This is a genomic window from Paenibacillus tianjinensis (genome assembly GCF_017086365.1).
Classification (GTDB): domain Bacteria; phylum Bacillota; class Bacilli; order Paenibacillales; family Paenibacillaceae; genus Paenibacillus_AQ; species Paenibacillus_AQ tianjinensis.
The window spans coordinates 3,076,083-3,099,242 of sequence record NZ_CP070969.1 but is presented as its reverse complement, the minus strand read 5'-3'; the positions used below and the strand labels follow the sequence as shown (position 1 = coordinate 3,099,242).

Below are 23,160 nucleotides of genomic sequence, written 5' to 3'. Positions count from 1 at the left end.
GGAGGACTTAAATTGAAGATTATTATTGTAGGCTCTGTAGCTGCAGGAACCTCTGTGGCTGCCAAAGCCCGGCGGAATGATGAATCAGCCGAAATTATTGTATATGAAAAAGGTCCGGATATTTCTTACTCCATCTGCGGGATACCTTATTATTTAGGGAATGAAGTCGAAGACCTGTCAGAGTTGATTCCTCGAGATAAAAAGTGGTTTGAAGCTCGCTACAACGTCAAGATGAACATCAACCACGAGGTCACTGCAATCGATCCGGTGAACCAGACCATCCGTGTGACCGATTTAAGCAATGGTGCCGAGGTTGAAGAAACCTTCGATAAGCTTGTACTGGCTACAGGGGCCAATGTTACGATCCCCGGCTATGTCGATTCGCAAATGAAGAATATCTTCCCGGTGCGGACCATGGAAGATACCCGGCATATCGATGCGTTCATTCAAGAAGCCGATCCGAAGCAAGCGGTTATTATCGGTGGAGGCTATATCGGGATGGAGATTGCGGAGCAATTCACCCATAGGGGTATTAAATCGATCATTATACAGCGTGGAAGTCATATCATGTCGTCCTTCGATCCGGAGATTTCATTCCGTGTCCAGGAACATTTACAGTTAAACGGGGTCGAGGTCTATACGAACGAAGAAGTCACAGCTATTCACCAAGATGACAGCCATCTTGTCCATGCCGTTGAAACGAAAAGTGGACATCGCTTTAATGCGGATATTGTCATCCTGGCAACGGGGGTTCGTCCGAACGTTACACTCGCTCAACAAGCCGGCTTACAGCTAGGGCCAACCGGTGCTATTCAGGTAGATAAACATATGCGCACCAGCCATGAGAACATTTATGCTGTTGGTGATGTTGCAGAAAGTTACTCGTCCATTACCAGAAAGCCTTTCTACCATCCGTTAGGCTCTACGGCCAATAAAATGGGCCGGATCGCCGGAGACGTGATCACAGGGGGAGAACTGGAATTCCACGGTGTTCTGGGTACCGGCATTTTCCGTGTGTTCGAATTGGCTGTTGGCACTACGGGGCTAACCGAACAAGCAGCACGGAATGAAGGCTTTGACGTTGAGGTCCTCTACAACTTGAAGCCGGCCAGAGCTGAATATTTAAACGGAAAGGAACTACTCATAAAGGCCATAGCGGACCGTAAGAGTGGTCGTCTATTAGGCGCTCAGGCTATCGGTACAGAAGGCGTGGATAAACGACTGGATGTCCTGGCTACGGCTCTGCATTTCAAAGCGAACGTCGAGGACCTCTTTCATCTGGATCTGGCCTATGCGCCTCCTTTCTCTACCACGAAAGACCCTGTTATGTACACAGGGATGGCCCTTCATAACGCGATCAGCCGCAATCTTCCTCTCCTTTCCCCGGCAGAGCTGGTGGGTAAAGAAGATGATTATCAAATTATCGACACGCGTTCGAGAAAGCAATATGAAGCCAGTCATGTCCAAGGAGCACAGCATATTTCGCTTAAAGACCTGCGTGAGAAGGCTTCTACCTTGGATCCTAAGAAACGTACTGTCACCTACTGCAACAAAGGAACAACCGGGAATGCAGCCCAGAATATTCTGATTAACTTGGGCTTTGAGAAGGTTTATAACCTGTCTGGAGGCAACAAGAATTATCAAGTATATCGTCGTTACCTGAATTCATCTAATACGTAAAGAACGGATTATCAAGCTCCAATTCCAAGTTTATAGGACTGTACTTTTGTCGCACAGTCCTATAAATCGGGAGTTATTTTATACCTTCTACGCGCTCAAAGCACCTCGTCTATCGTATCTTCAGTACCTGCAGCTACTAATTCCTTACTGGCCTGCACAGCAACCATCTCCTCTAACTGAGCAATGCTTGTCCATTCAAGCGCACCTTCAGGCGGAACTTTACTATGATCCAGAAGAGCATCCAGCAGTTGTTCCACCTTTTCGAATCGTTGCTCATCGTGTTGCAAATGAATAATTGCGTTGTAGGGTTTCTCACTACTTACTTCCTCCCCAAAATACGCTTTCTCAAAATTCCCCAGTGAGGCTAGTAGTCGAACATTTGAAGTATGTGGTCGATCCTGTATCGCTGCATATATTTTTTCGTTATGTGCCCATGCCGGATTTTTTATCGTTTTTCCCTTTCTAAGGGTTGTCGGCGTATCACTATCATGCAGGACAGAGTAACGAGAACCGAAATGATTAAGTATTTTGACTAATGAAACAATGGTCGCTTTTCCTCTTGCTCTAATAATATGTACATCCTTATATATTCCCGGCTTTGTTGCCATGATGTGCTTAAACGCCGTATACTCCGTGTCGCCTTCAACGATAATGCAGCGTCCCCCAAAGAAAAATTCGGCAACATAAGGATCAAAAATGTTCATTAGCTTTAATAGGGAGCGGTCTTCATCATCTAATTTGACTCTTTCCGGACGAAATACCGTTGTCCCGGAAATGTGTCCATTAATCTGTTCTACTCTTATAATGGTTGTGTTATCGCGAGAGACATCAATAAAAGCAGGAGAGTGTGTCGTGACAATCACTTGCCAATTTCCCGTATTCGGTAAATCGTATAATACCCGGCAAGCCTCTCTTACGGCGTTTGGATGAAGGCATAGCTCCGGCTCGTCCAAAAGAAGAACATGAGGCCGATTCTCCTCACCTTCTATTGCTTCTTTTTTCGCCCCTTTCTTAGCCCCTTTATTCACATTCGTCTCTGCAATCATTCGTAAGGCACTCCACAATAAGGTACGTCTTGCACCGCTTCCTTGACGATCCAGTGTGGTTAAATGACCATTTTCACCATGTCCCATCTTTAGCTGTGCGTTATTTACTTTTTGAAATAGATTAAGGTCACTCTCCGCTTCCTCTTCTGCCCGAGGATCAAATTTAACAACGTATCCGGGGAATACTTCACTGAGTAGCTCCGAAACCTGTAGTTCAATTTTTTCGATATGCCCGATGGATTCACTGATTACTTGCTGTCTTAATGTTGCGATCGTACGAAGCAAATGTTTGTATTGAGATTCCCCCGCCTCTTCTTGAACATCTTTTACTCTCTCTTTAATGACATTGCTCAGCAGTTTGACGATGACATCCGCTTGCACTTTAGGATCTGAAAAAGCATCGACTCGATGTGGCTTTGGTCGATTATAGTTGGCGACATTGGGTGCACCCCATGGAACCGCATCTTCTGCCCAAATGTTTTTTTCTACATCGAAGCCTTGACGCTTGGGTGCACCTGGAGCAGCCCACGTCCATCTCTCCTTGACCACCTTCTCTTGGGTAAGTGAATCCGTATGTATCCATCTCGCTCCAGGAGCATGATCCTGAATAACCGTATGAAGCTCGATCATGGGGAGAGACTCGTGATGTACCACACCACCTGGAAAGTCATCCTGCAGCAGAATTGCTTCATTGGAGCCCTCGGACATTGCTACCTCATAGGCCCGAAGAATGGAGCTTTTACCAACATTGTTTGGCCCTACTAAAACGACAATCTTATCCAGTTCAATTGTGACTGGATGATTGCCTATTCCGCGAAAATTCTGAATGATCAATTGCTTCAGTCGAGGACGCCCTTGATTCAACGGTTCTATCGTACGCTGCTGCTCGCTCATTTCTATTCCTCCCATACATTCGTTCTCCACCTCAACAGTAAACTACCTAATTTTGGATTTCAATCTTTTTTTAGATCGGTCTTCAACTTCCTTCAATGATCATTTCAACTACGAATAGCGACATGCAAAAAAGGGATTATTTCCCTCTTAGGAAACAATCCCTTCATTAACGTGATGCATATTAAATCCTAGTTAAAGGATAAAACTCCTTCAGCATATCGCGCATTTCCTGCTTGATATTGATATCTGGACGCTTCTCTTTGGCCAATGCTTCAGCCTCATCCACCGTAGAAGCCAAGCCCAGTTCCATCAAAAGCCCTGTGGCTACGGTGCCTGTACGGTTACGGCCGCCAGCGCAATGGAAATACACTGTCTTCCCGCTATTTACTGCTGCTGTGACCGCCTGAATGGCTGCTTGAACTGAACCTTCCTGGCCGCTCTCATCTTCCACAATCGGGAAATGATGGCGGGTTACTTCCGCAGGAAAACCTTCAGCTTTAGTACCGGTATCTCTCAAGTCAAACACATCGGATATCTCTTGCTCCTTAAGGGCTTCCAGTAGTGCATTTTCCCCACCGATATATACTTTGCCTGGAATCAGTTCATGATAATTTGCCATTATAGTTCTCCCCTATCTCTCTAGCAGCAGTTGCTTCCGCCACTTATAGTTAGTCCAGCACCATGTTCGTCTTGTACAAAATCCAGTGTAAGTCCGCCTATCTGGTCAGTCACCCGGGAATCAACAGCGACCTCAACTTCATTAACCATAGTCACGGTATCGTCTGGTTGCGGTTTCTCGAGCGACAATTCGTAACCGGGTCCGCAGCAGCCTGCATCACTATAACCAAATCGCAAGGTGGAGACTCCGGCTTCCTTCATCATGTTCTCAATAAATGTTTTTGCTTCATCTGTAATGATCATTGATCTCACTCTTTCTATTTCAAAATACTTGCTGAAAGCCGTTTGAGTTGCTCATATCCCGTCACTTCAACCGGCTCCCAAGGAATAATTATGGCATGCCCTTCAGCCTTATGAAGTACCTTTTGAATCCATTCTAGTTCGGCATGAGCTCGCCCGCTAAGCACTGGATCAGTTGTTCCTGCCGCAGCAAAGCTCTGATTGATTGCCCACCATTTCGTAGGAATCCCTGCACGCTTCAGATCCTTTTCCAGGCGAGATGCTTCATAAACTGGAGTAGCCTCCGCTAACGTGACAATGACGACGCTCGTCTCTTTCGGATCACGTAGTCTAGGCAATAAATGCTGTACAGAATCTGGAACGGTGCCGGAGGAACGGGCGATTTCTTTATGATATTCCTGAGTTGCATCCAGCAATAGCAAGGTATGTCCAGTCGGCGCCGTATCAATAACGACAATCTCTTCTTCAGATCGTTCTACCAAATCAGCAAAAGCACGAAAAACGGCAATTTCCTCGGTACATGGTGATCTTAAATCCTCTTCCAAAAAGGCAAGGCCTTCATCATCGAGGGAATCCGCATTTTGGCTGATCACTTCTTGCTGATATTTTTCAAGCTCCACCTTCGGGTCAACTCGGCTAACGGTAATCTGATCACAATTGTCACCAATAACATACTCCAGATGAGCTGCAGGATCTGTTGTACTGAGATGGACCCGGTGTCCTCGTTCGGCCAGCCCAACAGCAATAGCGGAGGCTACGGTAGTTTTGCCCACGCCACCTTTACCCATGGTGAAAATCACTCGAATCCCATCGGTCTCTACATCCGAAATTAAAGATTCAAGTGATGGAATAGCAGCGTCCACTTCTACTGGGTGTAAATGATCAGCATTCGCTCGAACGGGAACGAAAAATGCACGCAAGTTTTCTAATCCCGTCACATTAAAGGGAGCTAAGGGGATATGGTAGCTTTCCAAAGACTGAAGTTCGGCTGGCATTTGCGTTAACGCCTTCTGCTGGCGATCAACAAAACCCTTGGCAACTGCATCCTCGATAAAATAGGAACTAAGAATCCCATTAATCACGAGTAGTTGATTTTCAACCCCAGTACCTTTCAGTTCAGAAGATGCGCGCGCGGCTTCTAATAAGGGCGATTGCTCCGGACGAGAGACCAGAATCAGCGTCGTTTGAGTACCATCTGATAAGGATTGAACCGCCTCATGGTATAGTGATTTTTTGGCTTCTAGCCCCGCCAAGGGGCCCAGACACGAAGCTCCATGCGTACTATCGTCCAGGAAACCACTCCAAGCCGAAGGGAGCTGTAAGAGGCGTAGGGTGTGTCCTGTTGGCGCGGTGTCAAACAGAATATGATCAAATTGAGACTTCAATTGGTCATTGGTCAGAAGAGTCGTAAATTCATCAAATGCTGCAATCTCTACCGTACACGCCCCAGATAACTGTTCTTCCATGGAAGCGAGCACTGAATCCGGCAAGACTCCCCGGTAAGGTGCTACCACTTTCACCTTATACTCTTCGGCGGCGGTCTCCGGATCCAAGTTGGCTGCAAATAGATTAGGAACACCTTCAATCGGCGTTGGATGATTGGAAAGCTGGGTACTAAAAACATCCTGCAAATTGGAGGCTGGATCGGTGCTTACAAGCAGAACTCGTTTTCCTGAGTCGGCCAGTACTACTGCCGCTGCACAGGCCGTTGAGGTTTTACCTACTCCGCCTTTGCCTGTAAAGAACAGGTAGGGTGTACGCAACATTGTAAGTGGATCAAACAGAGTGGACATGTTACGCCTTCTTTCCTTTATTGTGACTTCGTCTTAATTTCAAGGCGAATTCGAGGCTTGGCAATCAGTTCAGATGCAGCTATTCCTGTCCACTGCTCTAACTCTTCATTGGTGGGGTAGCCCTGTTTCTTAGCCACTTTCCCATCCACAAAAATAATGGGCAACACTTCCGGTCCTTCATCAGTCAGCAATTGTCTGACTGCAGCATTCGATACAAAAGCATCCGGCTCACTGGTCAGGTTATATCTGGAGACATTCACTTCTTGTTTCTTCAGATTATGAACCACAGCGGACATACGGATTAATTCAGGATCAACGACAGGTCCGCAAACTCCTGTGGAGCAGCACATCGCCGGATCGTAAATTTCAATGGTTTTCATGAACTGGGGTCTCCTTTACTGAGAAATACAGCCGGGAAGAGATCCCGGCTGTTAAGCTTCATTATTCGCCAGTTTCAGCAAATTGTTGGATACGTTCGCCTACTTGATCACGAACCCGCTGGAATACAGCCCATTTTTCTTCATCGGTTCCTTGCGCTTTGGCTGGATCATCAAATCCCCAATGTTCACGTTTTACTTGTGGTGGAGTAATGGGACATTTATCTGCAGCATCTCCACATAATGTAATGACGAGGTCTGCATTATTCAACAGCTGCGGATCGATAATATCCGAGGTTTGTCCCGAAATATCAATGCCTACTTCATTCATCGCTTGAACGGCCTTTGGATTTAAACCGTGAGCCTCAATACCAGCGCTGTAAACATTCCACTCGTCACTTAGATATTTCTTCGCCCAGCCCTCAGCCATCTGGCTCCGGCAGGAGTTTCCTGTACACAAAAAGTAAATGATTTTCTTATCCATGTGTCTTAATCTCCTTTGAGTTTAAAATAGAGACAACCGTATATATAGGCCCAATAATGTAATAAACAGCGTAGGGATCGTCAAAATAATGCCTGTTTTAAAATACGTTCCCCATGATATCTTAACACCTTTGGTTGAAAGTACATGCAGCCACAACAGCGTAGCCAGTGAACCGATTGGTGTGATCTTTGGTCCCAAATCAGAACCGATGACATTCGCATAAATTAAGGCTTCCTTAATCAGTCCTGAGGTATGCGTAGCATCAATGGCCAGCGCATCAATCATGACGGTAGGCATGTTATTCATGATCGAAGAGATCACTGCGGCTATAAAGCCCATCCCCATTGTAGCGGCGAACAGCCCCTGATCGGCCACAGCCTGTATGGCATCGGCAAGGACATCCGTCAGACCTGCATTGCGCAGACCATACACGACCACATACATTCCAATGGAAAAGAATACAATCGCCCAAGGCGCACCCTTCACGACTTCCATCGTGGGAACGTTAGGGCTTCTTCTTGCCATGAGAAGGAAATAGATTGCGATAACACCGGCAACCACTGACACCGGAATGTTAAGGAACTCACTAACGAAGTATCCGACCAGCAGAACCGCTAGTACCCACCAGGATAGTTTGAACATTTTCATATCTTTGATCGCTTCTTGCGGATTTTTTAGCTGGGAGCTGTCAAACGTTCTCGGGATGCTCTTTCGGAAAAATAGGTACAGAACCAGGATACTTGCTCCCAATGAAAATAAGGTAGGCATAATCATATGCCCTGCGTAATCCATGAACGTAACCCCAAAAAAATCCGCTGATACAATGTTGACGAGATTACTGACAACTAGCGGCAATGAAGTGGTATCTGCAATGAATCCGCTGGCAATGATGAATGGGAAAACCTTTTTTTCATCAAAATTGAGTGCCCGGACCATAGCTAGCACAATTGGAGTCAGAATGAGCGCAGCACCATCGTTTGCAAAAAACGCTGCCACCACTGCTCCAAGAATAGTGACATAGATAAACATCCGGATTCCATTCCCGCGGGCAGCTCTGGCCATATGTAAGGCAGCCCATTCGAAGAAACCAATTTTATCGAGGATTAAGGAAATCAGAATGATCGCAACAAATGCCAGTGTGGCATTCCATACAATCAAGGTAACATCAAGAACATCGTTAAAACTGACTACGCCTACAAGCAAAGCAAGAATCGCTCCGCCGCAGGCCGACCATCCAATAGACAGATTTTTGGGCTGCCAAATCACAAATATTAAGGTTACGAGAAAAATAAAACTTGCTAAAAGTACCGAAACCAATCCGCTAACCTCCATTTAATCACATGAGATTCTTAAGCCTTTCTTATCGAGCTCTTCCAGTTCATGATCTTGTGAAGGAACGAAGGCAATCAGATTCTGAATCAATTCATGCTGAATGCTGTTTGGATTGACCGAGTAAAAAATCCACTGCCCTTTCCGGTTCTCTTTGACTAGGCCTGCATCTTTCAATTTCCGCAGATGCTGGCTCACTGATGGCTGACTCGTCTTGAAAATTTCAACAAGCTCGCACACACAGCATTCTTGCTTTTCCAGAAGCTTCATCATCGTCAGCCTGGTTTTATCTCCCAAAAGCTTTAATGTCTGCGACACTTCATCCAACTCATCCAAAGCAAAGCTCATCTTCACTCCCCCTTTCACTTTATTATTATATAACTATACACTTATATATTCAAGTGAGAATACGCCTTTGCTCTCTGCTGTTCGATCCTCAATCACAAGCACAAGCACATTCTGTATAATCTCCCTTTATCAGGGATAATAGCGTTTGGGTATCCGGTAATGCATTCAGAATAGTTTGAATATAGGGTTTACCCTCAATATCCAAGGAGTAATAAACCCACTGCGCACGTCGTGTTTCCTTGACCAGTCCTTGTGCCTTTAATTTTCTTAAATGTTGGCTCACATTAGGTTGTGACATATCCAGGATTTCCACTAAATCGCAGACGCACCATTCTTTATCTTTTAAAAGTCCCATTATCGTAAGTCTGGTTTTGTCACCTAATAATTTCAGCTTTTCAGCCATTTCACTGTTGAACATATGCACTGTCCTCTCAAGAGTACAAACCAAATGATACATAAATATATAATCATATATTAAAGTTCATTTCGTTTAAAATCAAGAAAGGCTATTTCTATAGTGTTGTGATTTTATAAAAGGATGTCTTTAAATTCAAGATGATCATTCTTTGACAATCCTTCGATGAACCATTTCATCTTGATATTAATTAAATCTCGAACCTCACGAAATTGATTCATTATTTCTTCTTCAGTCCCGGTGGCTTTTGCTGGATCATCAAATCCCCAATGAACCTTTTTCACTCTTGGAGGCAAAGTCGGACAATGCTCATCTGCATGCCCGCATAAGGTTACGATGATGTCGGATCGAGCGATGAGAGAAAGAGAAACAATATCGGAGGTTTGATGTAAAATACTTACACCAGCTTCCTCCATTACTTTTACGGCTCGCGGATTTAGTCCATGTGCTTCAAGGCCTGCACTGTAAATCTCGAAATTCCCATGATAAAGCGTACTGTAATATTGAGCGAATCCTTCAGCCATCTGGCTTCTGCAAGAATTACCTGTACAAAGAAATAATATTACGAAGGGCACTTCCATCATTATTCCTCCTGTAAACAATGTATATGACCAATAAGCAATGCCAATAAATATGTAGTTACATTTATAGTAATTGAGCATACTCTGAGTCCAAACCTGGTATCCATGCAAGGAGTCTTTATTCGATAACGGGTACGTCTAATTCCTTCAATAACTCAATCACGCGCAGCTGAATTTCGTCACGAGCAGCCCTCACGTCTTCCAGACGGCCCTCATGGGTCAATGGGTCCGTAACATCCCACTGTACATTCTTGATGGCAAAGGGTACAATCGGGCACTTTTCATTGACTTGTTCACATAATTTAATAATGACTTTCGATTGCATAAATTTTTTCATATCAATCGTTTTTGAGCTTTTGCCTGAAATATCAATCCCTACTTCTTTCATAACTTCAATGGTATAAGGATGAATCTCTCCGGATTCAAGTCCAGCACTTTCAGCGATCACATGGTCACCACCGTAATGTCTGGCAAAAGCCTCGGCAATCTGACTGCGGCAACGATTCTGGATACAGAGGAAATACAGACGAATAGGTTTTTCCATCTTCTCAGGCCCCTTTCTATTTATATATCATCTTATAATTAGATCATTATATACAAATCACACTTTATGTTATCGCTTTGTAAAATTGCGATAACCTCATTTTCTTAAGTGTTTGATCTCCATTACTCCGTGAAAACTCTTAGCTTCTTGTGCAGTTTAAAAAGATGCTCCCAAATGGTGAGACTTGAAATCTGCAAATCAAAATACAAATATTCTCCAGATAATCTAGAGAAACGTATCTGGATTTATGCTGCAGAAGTTTGGTGAATATATTGAGTTCAGTTTTTTCTAGGGATAACACCGTATTTTTCTTTCAATATCGAACTGATCGATGTAGACTTCCACATCCATAATTTTAAAAGGTTTTGTCTGTAAAGATACATGCAGTTTAGACGTACTGCCTGCATTTCTACTTAAGATTAACCTTAATGATCACTATGATTGGAGGACTGCCTACGCTTCTAGTATCGAATCTACTAAAAGTAAATCACAAATCGGCAATGTTAGACCAGAAGTAGGATAAGCTCCGGTGTTAACGATATAGCCGTGGTTATTAGTCCAAAGCTTAATAGATCGCTAAATAATCGCTTGGAATGAATGTATTTTTAGGTGAAAATAATGGAAACTCCACGAGAATTATTCCAAATCATGACCCGGCGTTTAGGTTTGCTCAATAAGGATTGCTGCAGCATAGGTGGATGTGATCTCTCTGCGACCCAAAGCCATCTCCTGTATGAAATTGATCGAAGCCACAATCCCTCCATGCAACAGGTCGCTGACGCACTTGGGACCGATATTACTACCTTTAGCAGATTCGATTGCTTCCTCGCCTCCCGCCAAGTAGGACCGAGCGTGGTTCGATGACAATCGCTGTATTCCGCGAGATCCGTTACTTTTCCGCGAAATCCTTTGTCGGTTGCTACCTTCAAATAGGTTTCCAGATGCGCTAAAACCGGTTTAGAAAAGAAAAATAACCCAATCAAGCGAAGGCATGATATCCTAGGGTTCCTACACCAAAAAGGAGATCAATCGCTGAAAGGGTTACATCCTGTAGTTAACCCGATTCCTTTGCGATTCGCCATACCATGCCAAAAACTATCGATTCTCTTTTGCATTCTTTTCGTCCTTGTTTCACCAGAGGAGCCGCTTACCACTGGTTTGTTGTGATCATCATGGGCTTCATGTTGCGTTCGGATCATCTAGGCGTGACTTCCATCATCCGGGATTTGTCTTTACCTGCCCGTTGCTACGAGAGCCTGATTCATTTCTTTCGCTCTTCCGCATGGTCGCTGGAATCCCTTCGGTTGACGTGGATTCAGATCGTGAAACAAACAGCCCCACTTTCTTACGTCAACGGGATGGTCGTGCTTATCGGCGATGGGATGAAGCAGACCAAGGAAGCCCGCCGGATGCCCGGTGTCAAGAAACTTCATCAGGAGTCCGAAAATCCCTCCAAGGCGGAGTACATCTTCGGGCATCTGTTTGGCGCCATTGGCATTCTCATGGGAACGCCGCAGAAATGGTTTTACCTGCCCTTGTTCATGAATCTGAAGGATGGCGTGAAAACCATTTTGGGCTGGAGCGCCAGTACTGAAGGGCAGGATTCCCATGTGGTTCAGAGGGTGGATCAGGGCTTCACGGCTGCCAAGACATTCGGGAAAGCCTTAATCCTGCTGGATCGTTACTTTCTGTCCGTTCCTGCACTGCAACGCTTGAACGAGTTAAACGCGTCATGGACAACGAGGTTGCACATCGTTTCGAAGGCCAAGTCTAACGTAGTGGCATATGAGCCTCCTTCCCAGACAAAGAAGGGACGCGGCCGTCCACGAAAAAAGGGGATGGCTGTCAAACTGAAATCCCTGTTTCAAAGCCGCGCGGCAGCGTTTCAAACGGCGCAGGTGGCGCTTTACGGTAAGGAAGAAACCGTCCAGTATCTGCGCCTGGACTTGCTGTGGGGACAAGGGTTGTACCAGGAGCTGCGTTTTGTCCTAGTTCGGTTTGGTGGCCAGCTGTCCATTCTGGTGAGCACCGACCCGACGCTAGAAGCAACGGACATCATCCGCTTGTATGGGTACCGCTTCAAGATCGAATGCACCTTCCGCGAAATGAAACAGGTGATCGGTGGATTCAGCTACCAATTCTGGAGCAATCCATGCCGAAGCTGAAGCGTTATTTGAAGAAGGGAGAACCCCATCCACTGGAGCACGTAACCGATGAGAAGGACAAGGAAAACATCCGGTTGACGGTCAAGGCCATTGAAGGCTACGTCATGTGCAGTTGCATCGCCATGGGCCTGTTGCAACTGGTCGCCGTGCGTTATTCGTCCCTTGTTCCCGGCCTGTTTTTCCGATACCTGAGAACCCCTTCCAAGGCCATTGTTTCCGAAGCGACGGCTATGGCTTATTTACGCAAATCTATTTTTCGCTTGTTTGCTCGTAACCCGCATTTATCCATAACCAAAATAATTCAAGCCAAGTAGGAATTCGCTGATTACCATGCTGATTCCCTGGCTTCTTAGTGATTAGAACTTTTCACTGTCCAGTAAAATATCAAAAAGTATCTTGGAACCTTTCTTGTATATCTCTCATACTCATCACCAAACATAGAAAACAGATGCTTTTCCTCTTGCAATATTAATAAGTGAAAGGCAAGTAGATTGATAACCAATACAATTAAGGTAAAGAGGTTAGCATAGGTAGCGAATAGACCAATAAACATCAAGTTAAAACCTACAAAAGCAGGATTTCTGCTGAAATTGTAGATACCATCAGTTACAAGCGTTGTCTTTGTGGTTTTATCTATACCTACTCTCCAAGAGCTTTTCATAACAATGGTTGCCAAAATAAATATCCCTACTCCTACAGCTGTTATCATTATGCCTATATATGCTGTATAGATATTATTAAACAAGAAACCAATAACAGAGGATATTTGATGATGAAATATAATCTCTGATACCCAGGCCAGCAGCCACAATGAACTGGATACTCTAACAAACATTTCAGCACTATAAATTGAAAAATCCTTAGTTCCTTTTGCCAATACATTAGCATTAATTTTCTCTCTTTGCTTCAACAATACCAGTTTGAGAATGTATCCTGTGCCAAAAATAATTAGTAATACCATAGAAATAATATCAGTTATCTGCATATTGATCCCTCCTATAAAGTGAACACATGAGCAACCATTCATATATTATATAGTACATTATGTGTTGGAAAAAACCAAGAAAAACTTACCAACGGATTTCAGCTCAATCCATAAAAAAATATAAATCTGAAAAAAGAAATCGGTAAGCCATGCTGCTCATTTGGGAAATATCTCCTTTCCGTGAATTTATTTTTACCTTAAAAAAGATTAGAATAGACGTGAACGGACTACATACTATTTCTATTTATTCGATGAGGAGAGATCACTTGAAAATTCTTATTTATGGTGCAGGCACAATCGGGAGTATTTTTGCTGGGAGACTTGCGTTGTCAGGATATGATATCACTGTCCTTGCAAGGGGGACAAGACTTGTTGAACTGAAACAAAACGGCGTGATTCTCGTGAATCCAGGCAACAACCGAGAAGAAATTGCAAAGGTAAATTTGATTGAACATCTGTTGCCAGACAATATTTTCGATTACATAATCGTAGTAATGCAAAAAACACAGATAGGCAGTGTATTGCCGATACTTTCTCAAAATATATCAAAAAATATTGTCTTTGTAGTCAATACGGCATCTGGTTATGACGAATGGGTTCATGCAGTGGGTAGTGACCGCCTGATGCTAGGATTTCCGTCCGCAGGAGGAGAACGTGTAGACGGCCGGGTACATTACTTTATCGGCAAGGGATTCATGCGGGCTTTTCAGTCCACTACTTTTTCAGAATACAGTGGCCAAAAAACCGAAAGGCTACAAAAAATAGTAGATATTTTTAACAGTGCCGGTATTTCATCAGTTGTAACTAGTAACATGGATATGTGGCAGAAAACGCATGTGGCAATGGTTACAAGTATCGGTAACGCCCTTTATAAACATAATAGTAATAATTTTGCTTTGGCAAAATCATATGCAGATATTAAATTGATGGTTCTGGGGATAAAAGAAGGCTTTGCTGTGTTGACTAAATTAGGCATTAAAATCACACCTTCAAAACTTCACTATTTAAAACTTCCCGTTTTTATGATTGCCCCTATTTTTAAAATTATCATGGGCACAAAGTTTGCTGAAACAGCCATGGCAAAGCATACAGCCGCAGCAAAACCCGAGATGATCTGCCTTCAGGAAGAATTTGATATGCTAATCAAAAAGAGTAATGTGGCTACCCCTTCTATTGATAAGTTACGAAAAAATCTTTTAAAAGATGATTCTCCTATTGTGTAAGGGGACATGAAAACTGGCTTTCAGTAATTTACCGAGAGGTCACAGTATGAAGTATGAGATTATTACGATAATTAACCTACTCAAAAAAAGTTCCCGGTGGGCGCTTCTACGACCGGCCAGCGATCATAATCAGACGTCCACGGGTAACGGTCAGCGTTCGCATAGACGCGCATCGAGGTTTCGATAGCGTTATTGACCCAGAAGATCGTCGCGTGTGTAAGTATATCATCCTTCGAAAAGACATTCTACGATCAAGCTTCAGGATCTGGGTTCGTATGCTCTCAGGGAGGTCGTCAGTGTAAATTGAACCGATCACGTGCTATTTCTATTAATTCGTCTACCTGTTTTATTGTTTTCACGTAACTATTCAGGTGCCCATCTTAAAGTCAACGAAAATAAGGGGTGCAGCGCACCCCTTAGGGAAAAAAATTAAATGGGAAGTGCAACATTCCCTTTAAACACGGACTGAATACTTTCGGACACTGGAAGGGAATGTTTTTTAGGGTGGATAGGAAGCCTCGTAGGTATTTCGCTGTTGCGCCTGTAGACAGAATCAGGGTATCTGTAGTCAGCTCGCCCATGCCTTAAACGGGCGTTGTCCCAGCTCCACACTGTTCACCCAGCCTGTAACAAACTTGGCGCCAAAACGTTCCCCTGCTTGCGCATATTGTCCATCAGGTCAGGACCCATAATACCTTCGGGAAAGCCAGGGAAATTCTCGACTTCCGTTGTAGTGGTAAGCTGCCCACCCGGCTGTGGCCTTCGATGACGAGCGGATTCAGATTGGCGCGGGCCAAGTAGATGGCTGCAGTCAATCCGGCAGGTCCGGTACCAATAATAATTGATTTATACATGACTATATCCTCCTTGAGATGGACGGTTAAGACGTCAGCTCTTACGGATCTTAATTAAAATAATTATAATCTAGTATTAATTATGCTCATCTCAAGGGAATATGTCAATATGCCAGACACGTTGTAATCGCACTCATTTTGTGAACAATTCAATTTCAAGAAATCAAATTTTCGAAAGGACTGAGAAATGAGCTGCTTTAGCTTTTTTTAGCGTAAAAGTCTCAGTCCATTGAGGATAACGAGTATCGTACTGCCCTCATGGCTAATGACACCAAAAGGAAGAGCAATCCCTTGCATAAAGTTGCTGAGAATCATAGTCGCTATTACCGTTACGGCAAAAACCATATTCTGCTTCACGATACGCTGCGAACGCCGGGCCAATGCAATAGTTGAAGCGATCTCTTCAATATTGTCATTCATCAGCACAACGTCGGCAATCTCCAGTGCTGCACCGCTGCCCTTCATACCCATGCCCATACCGACTGTTGCCGTGGCCAGCGCCGGCGCATCATTCACGCCATCCCCCACCATAATCACATTCCCGTACTGCTCGCGCAGCGCTTTGATATGCGTCACTTTATCCTCGGGCAAAAGACCTGCAAATACAAGGTCAACGCCGGTTCTCCCGGCAATCACTTCCGCCGTTGCCGCGCGGTCGCCGGTCAGCATCGCCACCTTGATGCCCAGCTCCTGCAGCTTACGCACCGCTGCTTCCGCCTGCGGACGCACCGTATCCTGCAGTGCAATCATTCCGGCAATACGTTCACCAGCAAGAATAAGCGATACAGTTTTCCCCTCTCCCTCAAATTGTTGACGCAGCGAAATCCACTGCTCATCCCCGTCCTCAGCTACGGTGTTATTCTGTTCATCCAGCAGATTGGATTTGCCAATTCTCCATAGCTGTCCGTCAATCAGCCCTTCAATCCCCCAGCCGGTCACGGACTTGCTCTCCTGAATAACTGGCAGCTCAAGGTGTTCATCCTCAGCCAGGCGGACAATTGCTTCCGCCAGCGGATGGCGGGACAATTTCTCAATCGAAGCACTAACCGCCAGCAGCTCATTCCGGTCATACCCTTCTCCGGCGATGAAATCAGTCACTTGCGGAATACCCTCAGTCAACGTTCCTGTCTTGTCAAAAGCAACCACTGAGGTCTTCGCCATATTCTCCAAATGGACGCCGCCCTTGAACAGGATGCCTTTGCGCGCGCTTTTGGATATTGCCGACAGCATCGCCGGCATAATGGAAGAGACCAGTGCGCACGGGGATGCCACGACAAGAAATACCATGGCTTTATAGAATGTGGCACTCCAGCTCCAGTCCAGCAAGAACGGAGGCAGAGCAATCAGTGCTACCGTAGCGGCTACCACTACCCGGGCATAAATCGACTCCAGCCGCTTAATGAACCGCTGCGACTCCGGCACTTCAGTTTCCGCCTCTTCGACCATTTTGATGATCTTGGCAAAAAGCGTGTTCCCCGCAGACTTGGTTACTTCTATATAAAGCGGGCCTTCACCATTAATTGTTCCGGCAAACACTTCACTGCCGACCGTTTTCTCGACAGGCAAAGATTCACCCGTGATGGATGCTTGATTGACAGCTGATTCCCCCTGGTAGATTGTGCCATCTGCAGGGATCAGCTCGCCGGGACGCACAAGCAGCAGGTCTCCCACTGCCAAAAGGTCAATCGCAACCTCGCTCATAATGCCCTTTTCAATGCGGACAGCGGTGGCCGGCTTAAGGGCCATCAGCGATGAAATATCCTTTTTGCTGCGTTCCATTGTATAGCTTTCCAGCGCTCCACTCAGTGCAAAAATAAAGATCAACATTGCTCCTTCATTCCAATAGCCGATCGATGCTGCACCCAGTGCGGCGGCAATCATCAGTAGGTTCACGTCAAGGTCATGCTCTTTGACCAGCGTCTCCACGCCCTCTTTCGCCGTGATCCAGCCGCCTAGCGCGTAGGAAATGACATATAGGATGATGGAGAACACTTCCGACCAGCCGCTGACAACCCAGGCAATAAGCATAAGTAATCCGCTGCCGAGAACGGCCTGCATTTCAGGATTGCCAAGCATGGCCATCGGATCGAAACGGCGTGGCTTCGGAGCCCGCGGCTGCTGCGCGCTGCCCTGGTGCGCCATTTGTTTAGGCATTTGTTTAGGCATTTGTTTAGGCATTTGTTTAGGCATTTGTTCTAATTTTGCTTGCATTGTAAATCACTCTCCTGATTAGTTTGTGGGGGATATTTGGCACCCTCCCCAGTGAGGTTATATGTGCTGCTGAGAATGAGAGCCATTATTAAGGCCCTTAAAATGACACATGCTATCCCGTCTCAGCCGGGATAGCATGGTAAATGAGAATGATAATCGTTGTTGCCATTGCACAAAATTATTTCCTTAGTGCAACTTATACTATTAATATAACATGTTCTCCGGGAAAGTAAAGCTAACGACACGGCTGATTTCACGGTTACAAGCTTAAGACAAACTGTGAATTTTCTCTGGCTTGTCCTATCCCACTAACGCCAAACACTAATCATTTGATGCCTAACAGGTGATAACTGAGGGGGAGGGTGCGTACCAAAAGCCATGGAGAGTACGGATGAATAGCGGTTATGTATCCAAGTGTGCATCCTGGGCAAATCTCAGGCATCAGAGAAGCAGGTTTGCGAAGAACTACCCTTTGGTCATAAAGAACAAACAGACCATCAGCGCTCCCACAACGGTATTTCTGCCAGTGTTTCTGAATAAATTCGCCCTTCGGACGATGTACACCTTTTCTACAAGAACAAAACGGCTGCACCGTCCTAAACTGGACAGAGTAGCCGTTTTAGGTTTTTCAGTGCTGAGGGGTACTTTGAGTTCCTAGCTCAGCCAACCTATACTTCTCCAGTAATTCCAGGCCGCCTTGGCTGTGGGGCAAGCCCAAGTGGAAAAAGTGTATTTATCCACTTACGCCCCCATTGCAAGGGATATTATGTTAAGGGGTTCTACCGATGAATCGGAACACGTGATTCGATTTACCTACCAAAGAGCATTACTAGCGGCAAAACAAGAATAGTGGAATGATATGGACAACGACCATCAACTGTGATGGTCATTTTGCTTCCAGATGGATATTATGAGAAAACAGCCGATTGTCTATGATCCGACAGTCGGCTGTACTTATTCAATCTGCAGCATTCGAACAAAATTTATTCAAAATCCTTGATCCGCTTTTTGCCTTTCGTTATAATAAACGACATTAATACACATTATTGACCTGATTCTTAGTCTCTGTGACGTCACCTTATCGTATGTCTCCGGTGCTTCCTGAAAAGCGTCTTATATTTGATCTACTAGTTTGCGGCAATTGTCATCCGCTGCATGAACTTGACCTGGAATGATCACATCATTAGCATAATGACTGCCAAACCAGTTCGCCAAAATCCACCTTGCAACCGAAGCCTCCCCTACTGTTGAACTGTACAAGCAATACTTTCATCATACGAAATGATAATGATTCTCATAATCAACCTTTTGCTTTAATGTACTGAATAATGCGTCATAAATATGTGATATTTGTCATCCTTGGTTGCTTTTTCAGTCTGTTTGTAGTTAGTTTGAGCATAAAGAAAAGAGTGTTCCAAGAACCGTTGTCGGCGTTTAGAACACTCCATGTTTCTATCCAGCTATTTAACTCGTGTACTTCTACATTTGCTACCCCTGCGAACAATATCCACACTCTCTAGGTTGCCCTTGTTTACCTATGTCCTTTACTTTGACCTTGCAAATTGACTAAGACTTACTCACGTTTAATACTCGCATGGCATTCAGGACCGCAATCATGGTCACGCCGACATCTGAAAATACTGCTTCCCACATAGTGGCGATACCAAACGCGCCTAAAATTAAGAATACAGCCTTTACACTCAGAGCAAAGATGATATTCTGCCAAACAATCCGACGCGTTCTCTTAGCAATTCGAATAGCTGTCGAGATTTTCGAAGGTTCATCTGTCATAATGACGATGTCAGCTGCTTCAATAGCTGCATCCGACCCTAATCCCCCCATCGCTATACCCACATCTGCCCGGGCCAACACTGGAGTATCATTAATACCGTCACCAACAAAAATTATTTTTTCTTTAGGCGATTTACTCTGCATTAACTTCTCAATTTCTTCTACTTTATGCTGTGGAAGTAGCTCTGCATGCACTTCATCTATACCTAGCTGCTTACCAACTGAATCGCCAACCGCCTTTGCGTCCCCTGTCAGCATAACGATTTTCTTAATGCCCAATTCTTTCAACGAACGTACGGCCTTTGCGGAATCATCCTTTATTTCATCTGAAATGATAATAAAGCCAGCATATTTTTTTTCAATTGCAACATGAATAACCGTTCCTGACTCATTGGGCGCTTCAATGCCGTACTTGTTCATCAGCTTGATGTTACCTGCTAAGACCTCTTTACCTTGAACATTTACTTGTATCCCATGTCCGGAGATTTCATTATATCCGTCCAGTTGATCTTCCTTGATCTCCTTACCATAGGCCACCTTTATGGATTCAGCGATAGGATGAGTAGAATGCAGTTCTGCGAAAGCAGCATATTCAAGAAGTTCATCTTCGGATAATTCTGCGGCAGGGTTAATACTAGTAACTTTAAATGCTCCCTTAGTGAGTGTTCCTGTCTTGTCAAATACAACATATTTAACATTGTTTAAGGCTTCCAAGTAATTGCTGCCCTTGACCAGTATTCCTGTCTTGGATGCTGCTCCAATTCCTCCAAAAAAGCCCAGTGGAATGGAAACCACAAGCGCACAAGGACAAGATATGACCAAGAAGACAAGCGCCCGGTAGATCCAATCAGAAAAGGTGGCTCCACTTAAAACCAGGGGAGGTACAACCGCCAGAAGTAACGCGACGATAACAACAACCGGTGTATAGTAACGCGCAAATTTAGAGATAAATTTTTCAGTCGGCGCTTTCTTACTGCTTGCATTTTCGACAAGTTCCAATATTTTGGATACCGTCGATTCCCCAAACAGCTTAGTCACTTCCACTGTTATAACTCCGTTTTTGTTAATGAAACCGCCCAGAACCTCACTCTTTACTTCCACTTCCCGAGGCATAGACTCACCGGTTAGTGCTGATGTATCTACCGCTGAGCTTCCTTCAATGACTACTCCATCCAATGGTATCTTTTCACCGGGTTTAACAACAATATGATCTCCTATGTTAACCTCTTCCGGCGAAACCCGTTTGGTATCATTTCCTGTTTTTAGGTTCGCATAATCGGGTCTGATATCCAATAGCGCACTGATTGATTTACGGGATCGATTAATGGCAATACTCTGAAATAGCTCTCCTACTTGATAAAAGAGCATTACGGCTACACCTTCAGGGTATTGTTGAATAGCAAATGCGCCAATGGTAGCTACGGACATTAAGAAGTATTCATCAAATACTTGGCCACGAAGAATGTTCTTAACAGCTTGAAGCACAATATCGCCGCCGATGAGGAGATAGGCTACCAAAAATATAGTTAGTTCTAACCAACCTGAAAATGAACCTAACATTCCGACTCCAGCAACTACTGCGCCCACTGCCAAACGAATTAACATTATTCTGATTTTTTCCTTACCAACATCATGCGAATGGCCTTCATGCCCGTCACTATCATGCGAATGACCTTCATGTCCGCCACTGCCATGCGAATGACCTGCATGCCCATCGCTAGCATGCTTATGTCCTGCTTGTTCTTTGGCACGCATTTGCCCAGAGCCGCCTTTCATCTTAATACTCACTTCAATATGCGGCTCGAGTTTATTAACTAATTTAGTTGCCGCAGATACAATTTCCTCATTCTGATCTTTATCTGCCTCAAAACTCAACGTCTTATTTACGAAATTGACAGAACAATCTGAGACTCCTTGGATTTTTTTTACGCCATTTTCGATTTTCAATGCACAGTTTGCACAATCTAATCCTTCTAATAATAACTCACGTTTTACCGTATCTTTGGATTGACCTAATTGTCCCAAATAAATTATCCCCTTTCACAAAAGTAATGTATGAGCATATGTTCATGTGATATTCTTATTATATGCTTATTTATTTATTCAAGTCAACGATCATTCAGCATGTTGCTAATACTAAAGTTTAAAATACAGAACACTAAATGATTGGAGGGCTCTCAACGGATCGGCTTGTTTTTTTATAAATATTAGGTTCATTTAACAAGCATGTTATAATTTTAAAAACTATGTTTTTTTGGTATAGGAAGGTGAACCATGGAAAGACCAGCAAATGAGGTAGACAAAGTTACTACTTTGGCTTTTGAGAAAGATCTTAATTCTGTAAAATCAGAAATGATGAATACAACTACAGTATCTCAGATGGCTGATTGGTTTAAAGCTTTCAGTGACCCCACAAGAATTAAAATTGTAGATGCTTTACTTCAAAGGGAGTTATGTGTGAATGATTTGAGCGTAATAATAGATATGGGACAATCTGCTGTCTCCCATCAGCTAAGACTTTTAAGAAACATGCGAATTGTAAAACGTCGAAAAGAAGGTAAGACCGTCTTTTATTCGCTGCATGACACACATGTTGAACAGATTTTCCAACAGACTCTGCAACATTTAAGACATGAATAATTACACAAATAAGGCCGGCAAACACGATAGCTCTAGCAATCTTTTTAATGAAACGTTTCTTGTTTCCTACTCCACCTAGGTTTGAGGGAACAAGAAGCTTAATTCAAACGGTGAATAATGTTTGCTTAGCCTAATTTAAAATAGTGTAGCTTACGAGGGGTTACTTTATACCCTAAAGCCTCAATGACTTGAAAACCTTCTTTAATTCCTTGAATCATAAGCTGAATATCCTTAGTGGATTTGGATAGCGCATAATTGTTTGATTTATGTATATATAGGGCATTTGCAATACTGGTAACTAATGCAACATGAGTTTTTTGCCAAGCATCCATATTAGAACTTGTTACAGTGGGGATATGACTTCTATTAAAGGCTTTGACAAGAGCAGTTAATCTAGATGTTGTTTTGCCGTCTAACTCTCCAAAGGTTGTAGTTTGAAAAGCACGGGCAATGCCTCTTCCAATAAAATAATTCACAACCCCATTTTTGAGTTCTCCTCCAGCTGCTGGAAATCCGATCATCAATCTTTTCTGCCCAATGCATTTTAACCATTCATCATATCCAAGTGGGTTATTGACGACAAAAACAATATTTTCACTTTGGTTTTTTGCTAGATAAGGTAAAACAGAATTGACCTGCGTCTTTTGCATAATGACTAGGATATAATCGTAGACATCACTCGGTTCAAGATGATCAATAACCCTGACCTTCGATACTTCTTTACGATCAGAGTAAGCATTCTGCAGGATAATACCATTTGCAGTCATATCTTCATATCTTTGATTTCGAGCAAGAACAGTGACATTATACCCCACGCTTGCCAGTTTACCAGCAAAAATACTGCCAATTACCCCTGCTCCATATATCAAAAATTTCATTTTC

General features: G+C 44.0%; 21 protein-coding genes and 2 pseudogenes. 6 read left to right on the top strand and 17 right to left on the bottom strand.

Features of this window, described 5'->3' with window-relative positions; genetic code table 11:
* Nucleotides 1-12 precede the first annotated feature (12 nt).
* Nucleotides 13-1,680: an FAD-dependent oxidoreductase gene (locus tag JRJ22_RS13670; protein ID WP_054940721.1), complete on the top strand. Its 1,668-nt coding sequence runs from the start codon at nucleotides 13-15 to the stop codon at nucleotides 1,678-1,680.
* 95 nt (nucleotides 1,681-1,775) lie between these two features.
* Here the strand turns inward: JRJ22_RS13670 and JRJ22_RS13665 are convergent, their stop codons facing one another.
* From JRJ22_RS13665 to JRJ22_RS13615, 11 genes are all read right to left on the bottom strand, one after another.
* Complete coding sequence (locus tag JRJ22_RS13665; protein WP_206104898.1) at nucleotides 1,776-3,620, bottom strand: ATP-dependent nuclease; 1,845 nt, start codon at nucleotides 3,618-3,620, stop codon at nucleotides 1,776-1,778.
* A gap of 181 nt (nucleotides 3,621-3,801) precedes the next feature.
* Nucleotides 3,802-4,239 (bottom strand): protein-tyrosine phosphatase family protein, encoded by a 438-nt coding sequence (locus tag JRJ22_RS13660; RefSeq protein ID WP_054940720.1) that lies wholly within the window; start codon nucleotides 4,237-4,239, stop codon nucleotides 3,802-3,804.
* A 20-nt stretch (nucleotides 4,240-4,259) separates the two neighbouring features.
* Nucleotides 4,260-4,541 carry a HesB/IscA family protein gene (locus JRJ22_RS13655; protein ID WP_054940719.1) on the bottom strand — a complete coding sequence of 94 codons (282 nt, stop codon included), beginning with the start codon at nucleotides 4,539-4,541 and terminating at the stop codon, nucleotides 4,260-4,262.
* Between the two features lie 14 nt (nucleotides 4,542-4,555).
* A complete protein-coding gene (arsA, locus tag JRJ22_RS13650; RefSeq protein ID WP_054940718.1) occupies nucleotides 4,556-6,331 on the bottom strand; it encodes an arsenical pump-driving ATPase in 1,776 nt (591 codons plus the stop codon).
* 17 nt (nucleotides 6,332-6,348) lie between these two features.
* On the bottom strand, nucleotides 6,349-6,711 hold the full coding sequence (gene arsD / locus JRJ22_RS13645; protein WP_054940717.1) for an arsenite efflux transporter metallochaperone ArsD: 363 nt from the start codon (nucleotides 6,709-6,711) through the stop codon (nucleotides 6,349-6,351).
* A 61-nt stretch (nucleotides 6,712-6,772) separates the two neighbouring features.
* Nucleotides 6,773-7,192: an arsenate reductase (thioredoxin) gene (gene arsC / locus JRJ22_RS13640; protein WP_054940716.1), complete on the bottom strand. Its 420-nt coding sequence runs from the start codon at nucleotides 7,190-7,192 to the stop codon at nucleotides 6,773-6,775.
* A gap of 21 nt (nucleotides 7,193-7,213) precedes the next feature.
* A complete protein-coding gene (locus tag JRJ22_RS13635; protein WP_054940715.1) occupies nucleotides 7,214-8,524 on the bottom strand; it encodes an arsenical efflux pump membrane protein ArsB in 1,311 nt (436 codons plus the stop codon).
* Nucleotides 8,525-8,869, bottom strand: coding sequence for an ArsR/SmtB family transcription factor (locus tag JRJ22_RS13630; protein ID WP_054940714.1), 345 nt, complete (start codon nucleotides 8,867-8,869; stop codon nucleotides 8,525-8,527). It lies immediately after the preceding gene.
* An 88-nt stretch (nucleotides 8,870-8,957) separates the two neighbouring features.
* Nucleotides 8,958-9,287: an ArsR/SmtB family transcription factor gene (locus JRJ22_RS13625; RefSeq protein ID WP_054940713.1), complete on the bottom strand. Its 330-nt coding sequence runs from the start codon at nucleotides 9,285-9,287 to the stop codon at nucleotides 8,958-8,960.
* A 110-nt stretch (nucleotides 9,288-9,397) separates the two neighbouring features.
* Nucleotides 9,398-9,865, bottom strand: coding sequence for an arsenate reductase (thioredoxin) (arsC, locus tag JRJ22_RS13620; protein WP_054940712.1), 468 nt, complete (start codon nucleotides 9,863-9,865; stop codon nucleotides 9,398-9,400).
* Between the two features lie 118 nt (nucleotides 9,866-9,983).
* Entirely contained in the window at nucleotides 9,984-10,409 is a 426-nt protein-coding gene (locus JRJ22_RS13615) for an arsenate reductase ArsC (RefSeq protein WP_054940711.1), read from the bottom strand.
* A 618-nt stretch (nucleotides 10,410-11,027) separates the two neighbouring features.
* Here JRJ22_RS13615 and JRJ22_RS29255 point away from each other — a divergent pair.
* A pseudogene (locus JRJ22_RS29255) lies at nucleotides 11,028-11,222 on the top strand (MarR family winged helix-turn-helix transcriptional regulator); the annotation flags it as partial.
* 32 nt (nucleotides 11,223-11,254) lie between these two features.
* Here the strand turns inward: JRJ22_RS29255 and JRJ22_RS29845 are convergent.
* Nucleotides 11,255-11,377: pseudogene (locus JRJ22_RS29845) on the bottom strand (IS701 family transposase); the annotation flags it as partial.
* Nucleotides 11,378-11,581: 204 nt separating this feature from the next.
* Here JRJ22_RS29845 and JRJ22_RS13610 point away from each other — a divergent pair.
* Entirely contained in the window at nucleotides 11,582-12,574 is a 993-nt protein-coding gene (locus tag JRJ22_RS13610; RefSeq protein ID WP_232381191.1) for a transposase, read from the top strand.
* Entirely contained in the window at nucleotides 12,562-12,888 is a 327-nt protein-coding gene (locus JRJ22_RS29250) for a hypothetical protein (RefSeq protein ID WP_232381135.1), read from the top strand. Before JRJ22_RS13610 ends, JRJ22_RS29250 begins: the two co-directional genes overlap by 13 nt.
* A 35-nt stretch (nucleotides 12,889-12,923) precedes the next feature.
* Here the strand turns inward: JRJ22_RS29250 and JRJ22_RS13605 are convergent, their stop codons facing one another.
* Nucleotides 12,924-13,559: a methyltransferase family protein gene (locus tag JRJ22_RS13605; RefSeq protein WP_054940710.1), complete on the bottom strand. Its 636-nt coding sequence runs from the start codon at nucleotides 13,557-13,559 to the stop codon at nucleotides 12,924-12,926.
* A gap of 266 nt (nucleotides 13,560-13,825) precedes the next feature.
* Between JRJ22_RS13605 and JRJ22_RS13600 the strand changes: the two genes are divergently transcribed.
* Entirely contained in the window at nucleotides 13,826-14,782 is a 957-nt protein-coding gene (locus tag JRJ22_RS13600; RefSeq protein ID WP_206104897.1) for a ketopantoate reductase family protein, read from the top strand.
* A 674-nt stretch (nucleotides 14,783-15,456) separates the two neighbouring features.
* Here the strand turns inward: JRJ22_RS13600 and JRJ22_RS29555 are convergent.
* The 3 genes from JRJ22_RS29555 to JRJ22_RS13585 form a co-directional block, all read right to left on the bottom strand.
* A complete protein-coding gene (locus JRJ22_RS29555; RefSeq protein WP_277467767.1) occupies nucleotides 15,457-15,636 on the bottom strand; it encodes an NAD(P)-binding protein in 180 nt (59 codons plus the stop codon).
* A 207-nt stretch (nucleotides 15,637-15,843) separates the two neighbouring features.
* Entirely contained in the window at nucleotides 15,844-17,802 is a 1,959-nt protein-coding gene (locus tag JRJ22_RS13590) for a heavy metal translocating P-type ATPase (RefSeq protein ID WP_408637898.1), read from the bottom strand.
* Between the two features lie 1,611 nt (nucleotides 17,803-19,413).
* A complete protein-coding gene (locus tag JRJ22_RS13585; RefSeq protein WP_206104896.1) occupies nucleotides 19,414-21,663 on the bottom strand; it encodes a heavy metal translocating P-type ATPase in 2,250 nt (749 codons plus the stop codon).
* A gap of 249 nt (nucleotides 21,664-21,912) precedes the next feature.
* On the opposite strand from JRJ22_RS13585, the gene JRJ22_RS13580 reads away from it, so the two are divergent.
* A complete protein-coding gene (locus tag JRJ22_RS13580; protein ID WP_054940708.1) occupies nucleotides 21,913-22,278 on the top strand; it encodes an ArsR/SmtB family transcription factor in 366 nt (121 codons plus the stop codon).
* A 125-nt stretch (nucleotides 22,279-22,403) separates the two neighbouring features.
* On the opposite strand, the gene JRJ22_RS13575 is transcribed toward JRJ22_RS13580, so the two are convergent.
* Nucleotides 22,404-23,156, bottom strand: coding sequence for a ketopantoate reductase family protein (locus JRJ22_RS13575; RefSeq protein WP_054940707.1), 753 nt, complete (start codon nucleotides 23,154-23,156; stop codon nucleotides 22,404-22,406).
* Nucleotides 23,157-23,160: the final 4 nt, after the last annotated feature.

What these genes read in the sequence shown, in the direction of transcription:
- JRJ22_RS13665 (WP_206104898.1), bottom strand. Translation starts at nt 3,620, where the DNA reads ATGAGCGAGCAGCAGCGTACGATAGAACCGTTGAATCAAGGGCGTCCT.
- JRJ22_RS13660 (WP_054940720.1), bottom strand. Translation starts at nt 4,239, where the DNA reads ATGGCAAATTATCATGAACTGATTCCAGGCAAAGTATATATCGGTGGG.
- JRJ22_RS13655 (WP_054940719.1), bottom strand. Translation starts at nt 4,541, where the DNA reads ATGATCATTACAGATGAAGCAAAAACATTTATTGAGAACATGATGAAG.
- arsA (WP_054940718.1), bottom strand. Translation starts at nt 6,331, where the DNA reads ATGTCCACTCTGTTTGATCCACTTACAATGTTGCGTACACCCTACCTG.
- arsD (WP_054940717.1), bottom strand. Translation starts at nt 6,711, where the DNA reads ATGAAAACCATTGAAATTTACGATCCGGCGATGTGCTGCTCCACAGGA.
- arsC (WP_054940716.1), bottom strand. Translation starts at nt 7,192, where the DNA reads ATGGATAAGAAAATCATTTACTTTTTGTGTACAGGAAACTCCTGCCGG.
- JRJ22_RS13635 (WP_054940715.1), bottom strand. Translation starts at nt 8,524, where the DNA reads ATGGAGGTTAGCGGATTGGTTTCGGTACTTTTAGCAAGTTTTATTTTT.
- JRJ22_RS13630 (WP_054940714.1), bottom strand. Translation starts at nt 8,869, where the DNA reads ATGAGCTTTGCTTTGGATGAGTTGGATGAAGTGTCGCAGACATTAAAG.
- JRJ22_RS13625 (WP_054940713.1), bottom strand. Translation starts at nt 9,287, where the DNA reads ATGTTCAACAGTGAAATGGCTGAAAAGCTGAAATTATTAGGTGACAAA.
- arsC (WP_054940712.1), bottom strand. Translation starts at nt 9,865, where the DNA reads ATGGAAGTGCCCTTCGTAATATTATTTCTTTGTACAGGTAATTCTTGC.
- JRJ22_RS13615 (WP_054940711.1), bottom strand. Translation starts at nt 10,409, where the DNA reads ATGGAAAAACCTATTCGTCTGTATTTCCTCTGTATCCAGAATCGTTGC.
- JRJ22_RS13610 (WP_232381191.1), top strand. Translation starts at nt 11,582, where the DNA reads ATGGGCTTCATGTTGCGTTCGGATCATCTAGGCGTGACTTCCATCATC.
- JRJ22_RS29250 (WP_232381135.1), top strand. Translation starts at nt 12,562, where the DNA reads ATGCCGAAGCTGAAGCGTTATTTGAAGAAGGGAGAACCCCATCCACTG.
- JRJ22_RS13605 (WP_054940710.1), bottom strand. Translation starts at nt 13,559, where the DNA reads ATGCAGATAACTGATATTATTTCTATGGTATTACTAATTATTTTTGGC.
- JRJ22_RS29555 (WP_277467767.1), bottom strand. Translation starts at nt 15,636, where the DNA reads ATGTATAAATCAATTATTATTGGTACCGGACCTGCCGGATTGACTGCA.
- JRJ22_RS13590 (WP_408637898.1), bottom strand. Translation starts at nt 17,802, where the DNA reads ATGCCTAAACAAATGCCTAAACAAATGGCGCACCAGGGCAGCGCGCAG.
- JRJ22_RS13580 (WP_054940708.1), top strand. Translation starts at nt 21,913, where the DNA reads ATGGAAAGACCAGCAAATGAGGTAGACAAAGTTACTACTTTGGCTTTT.
- JRJ22_RS13575 (WP_054940707.1), bottom strand. Translation starts at nt 23,156, where the DNA reads ATGAAATTTTTGATATATGGAGCAGGGGTAATTGGCAGTATTTTTGCT.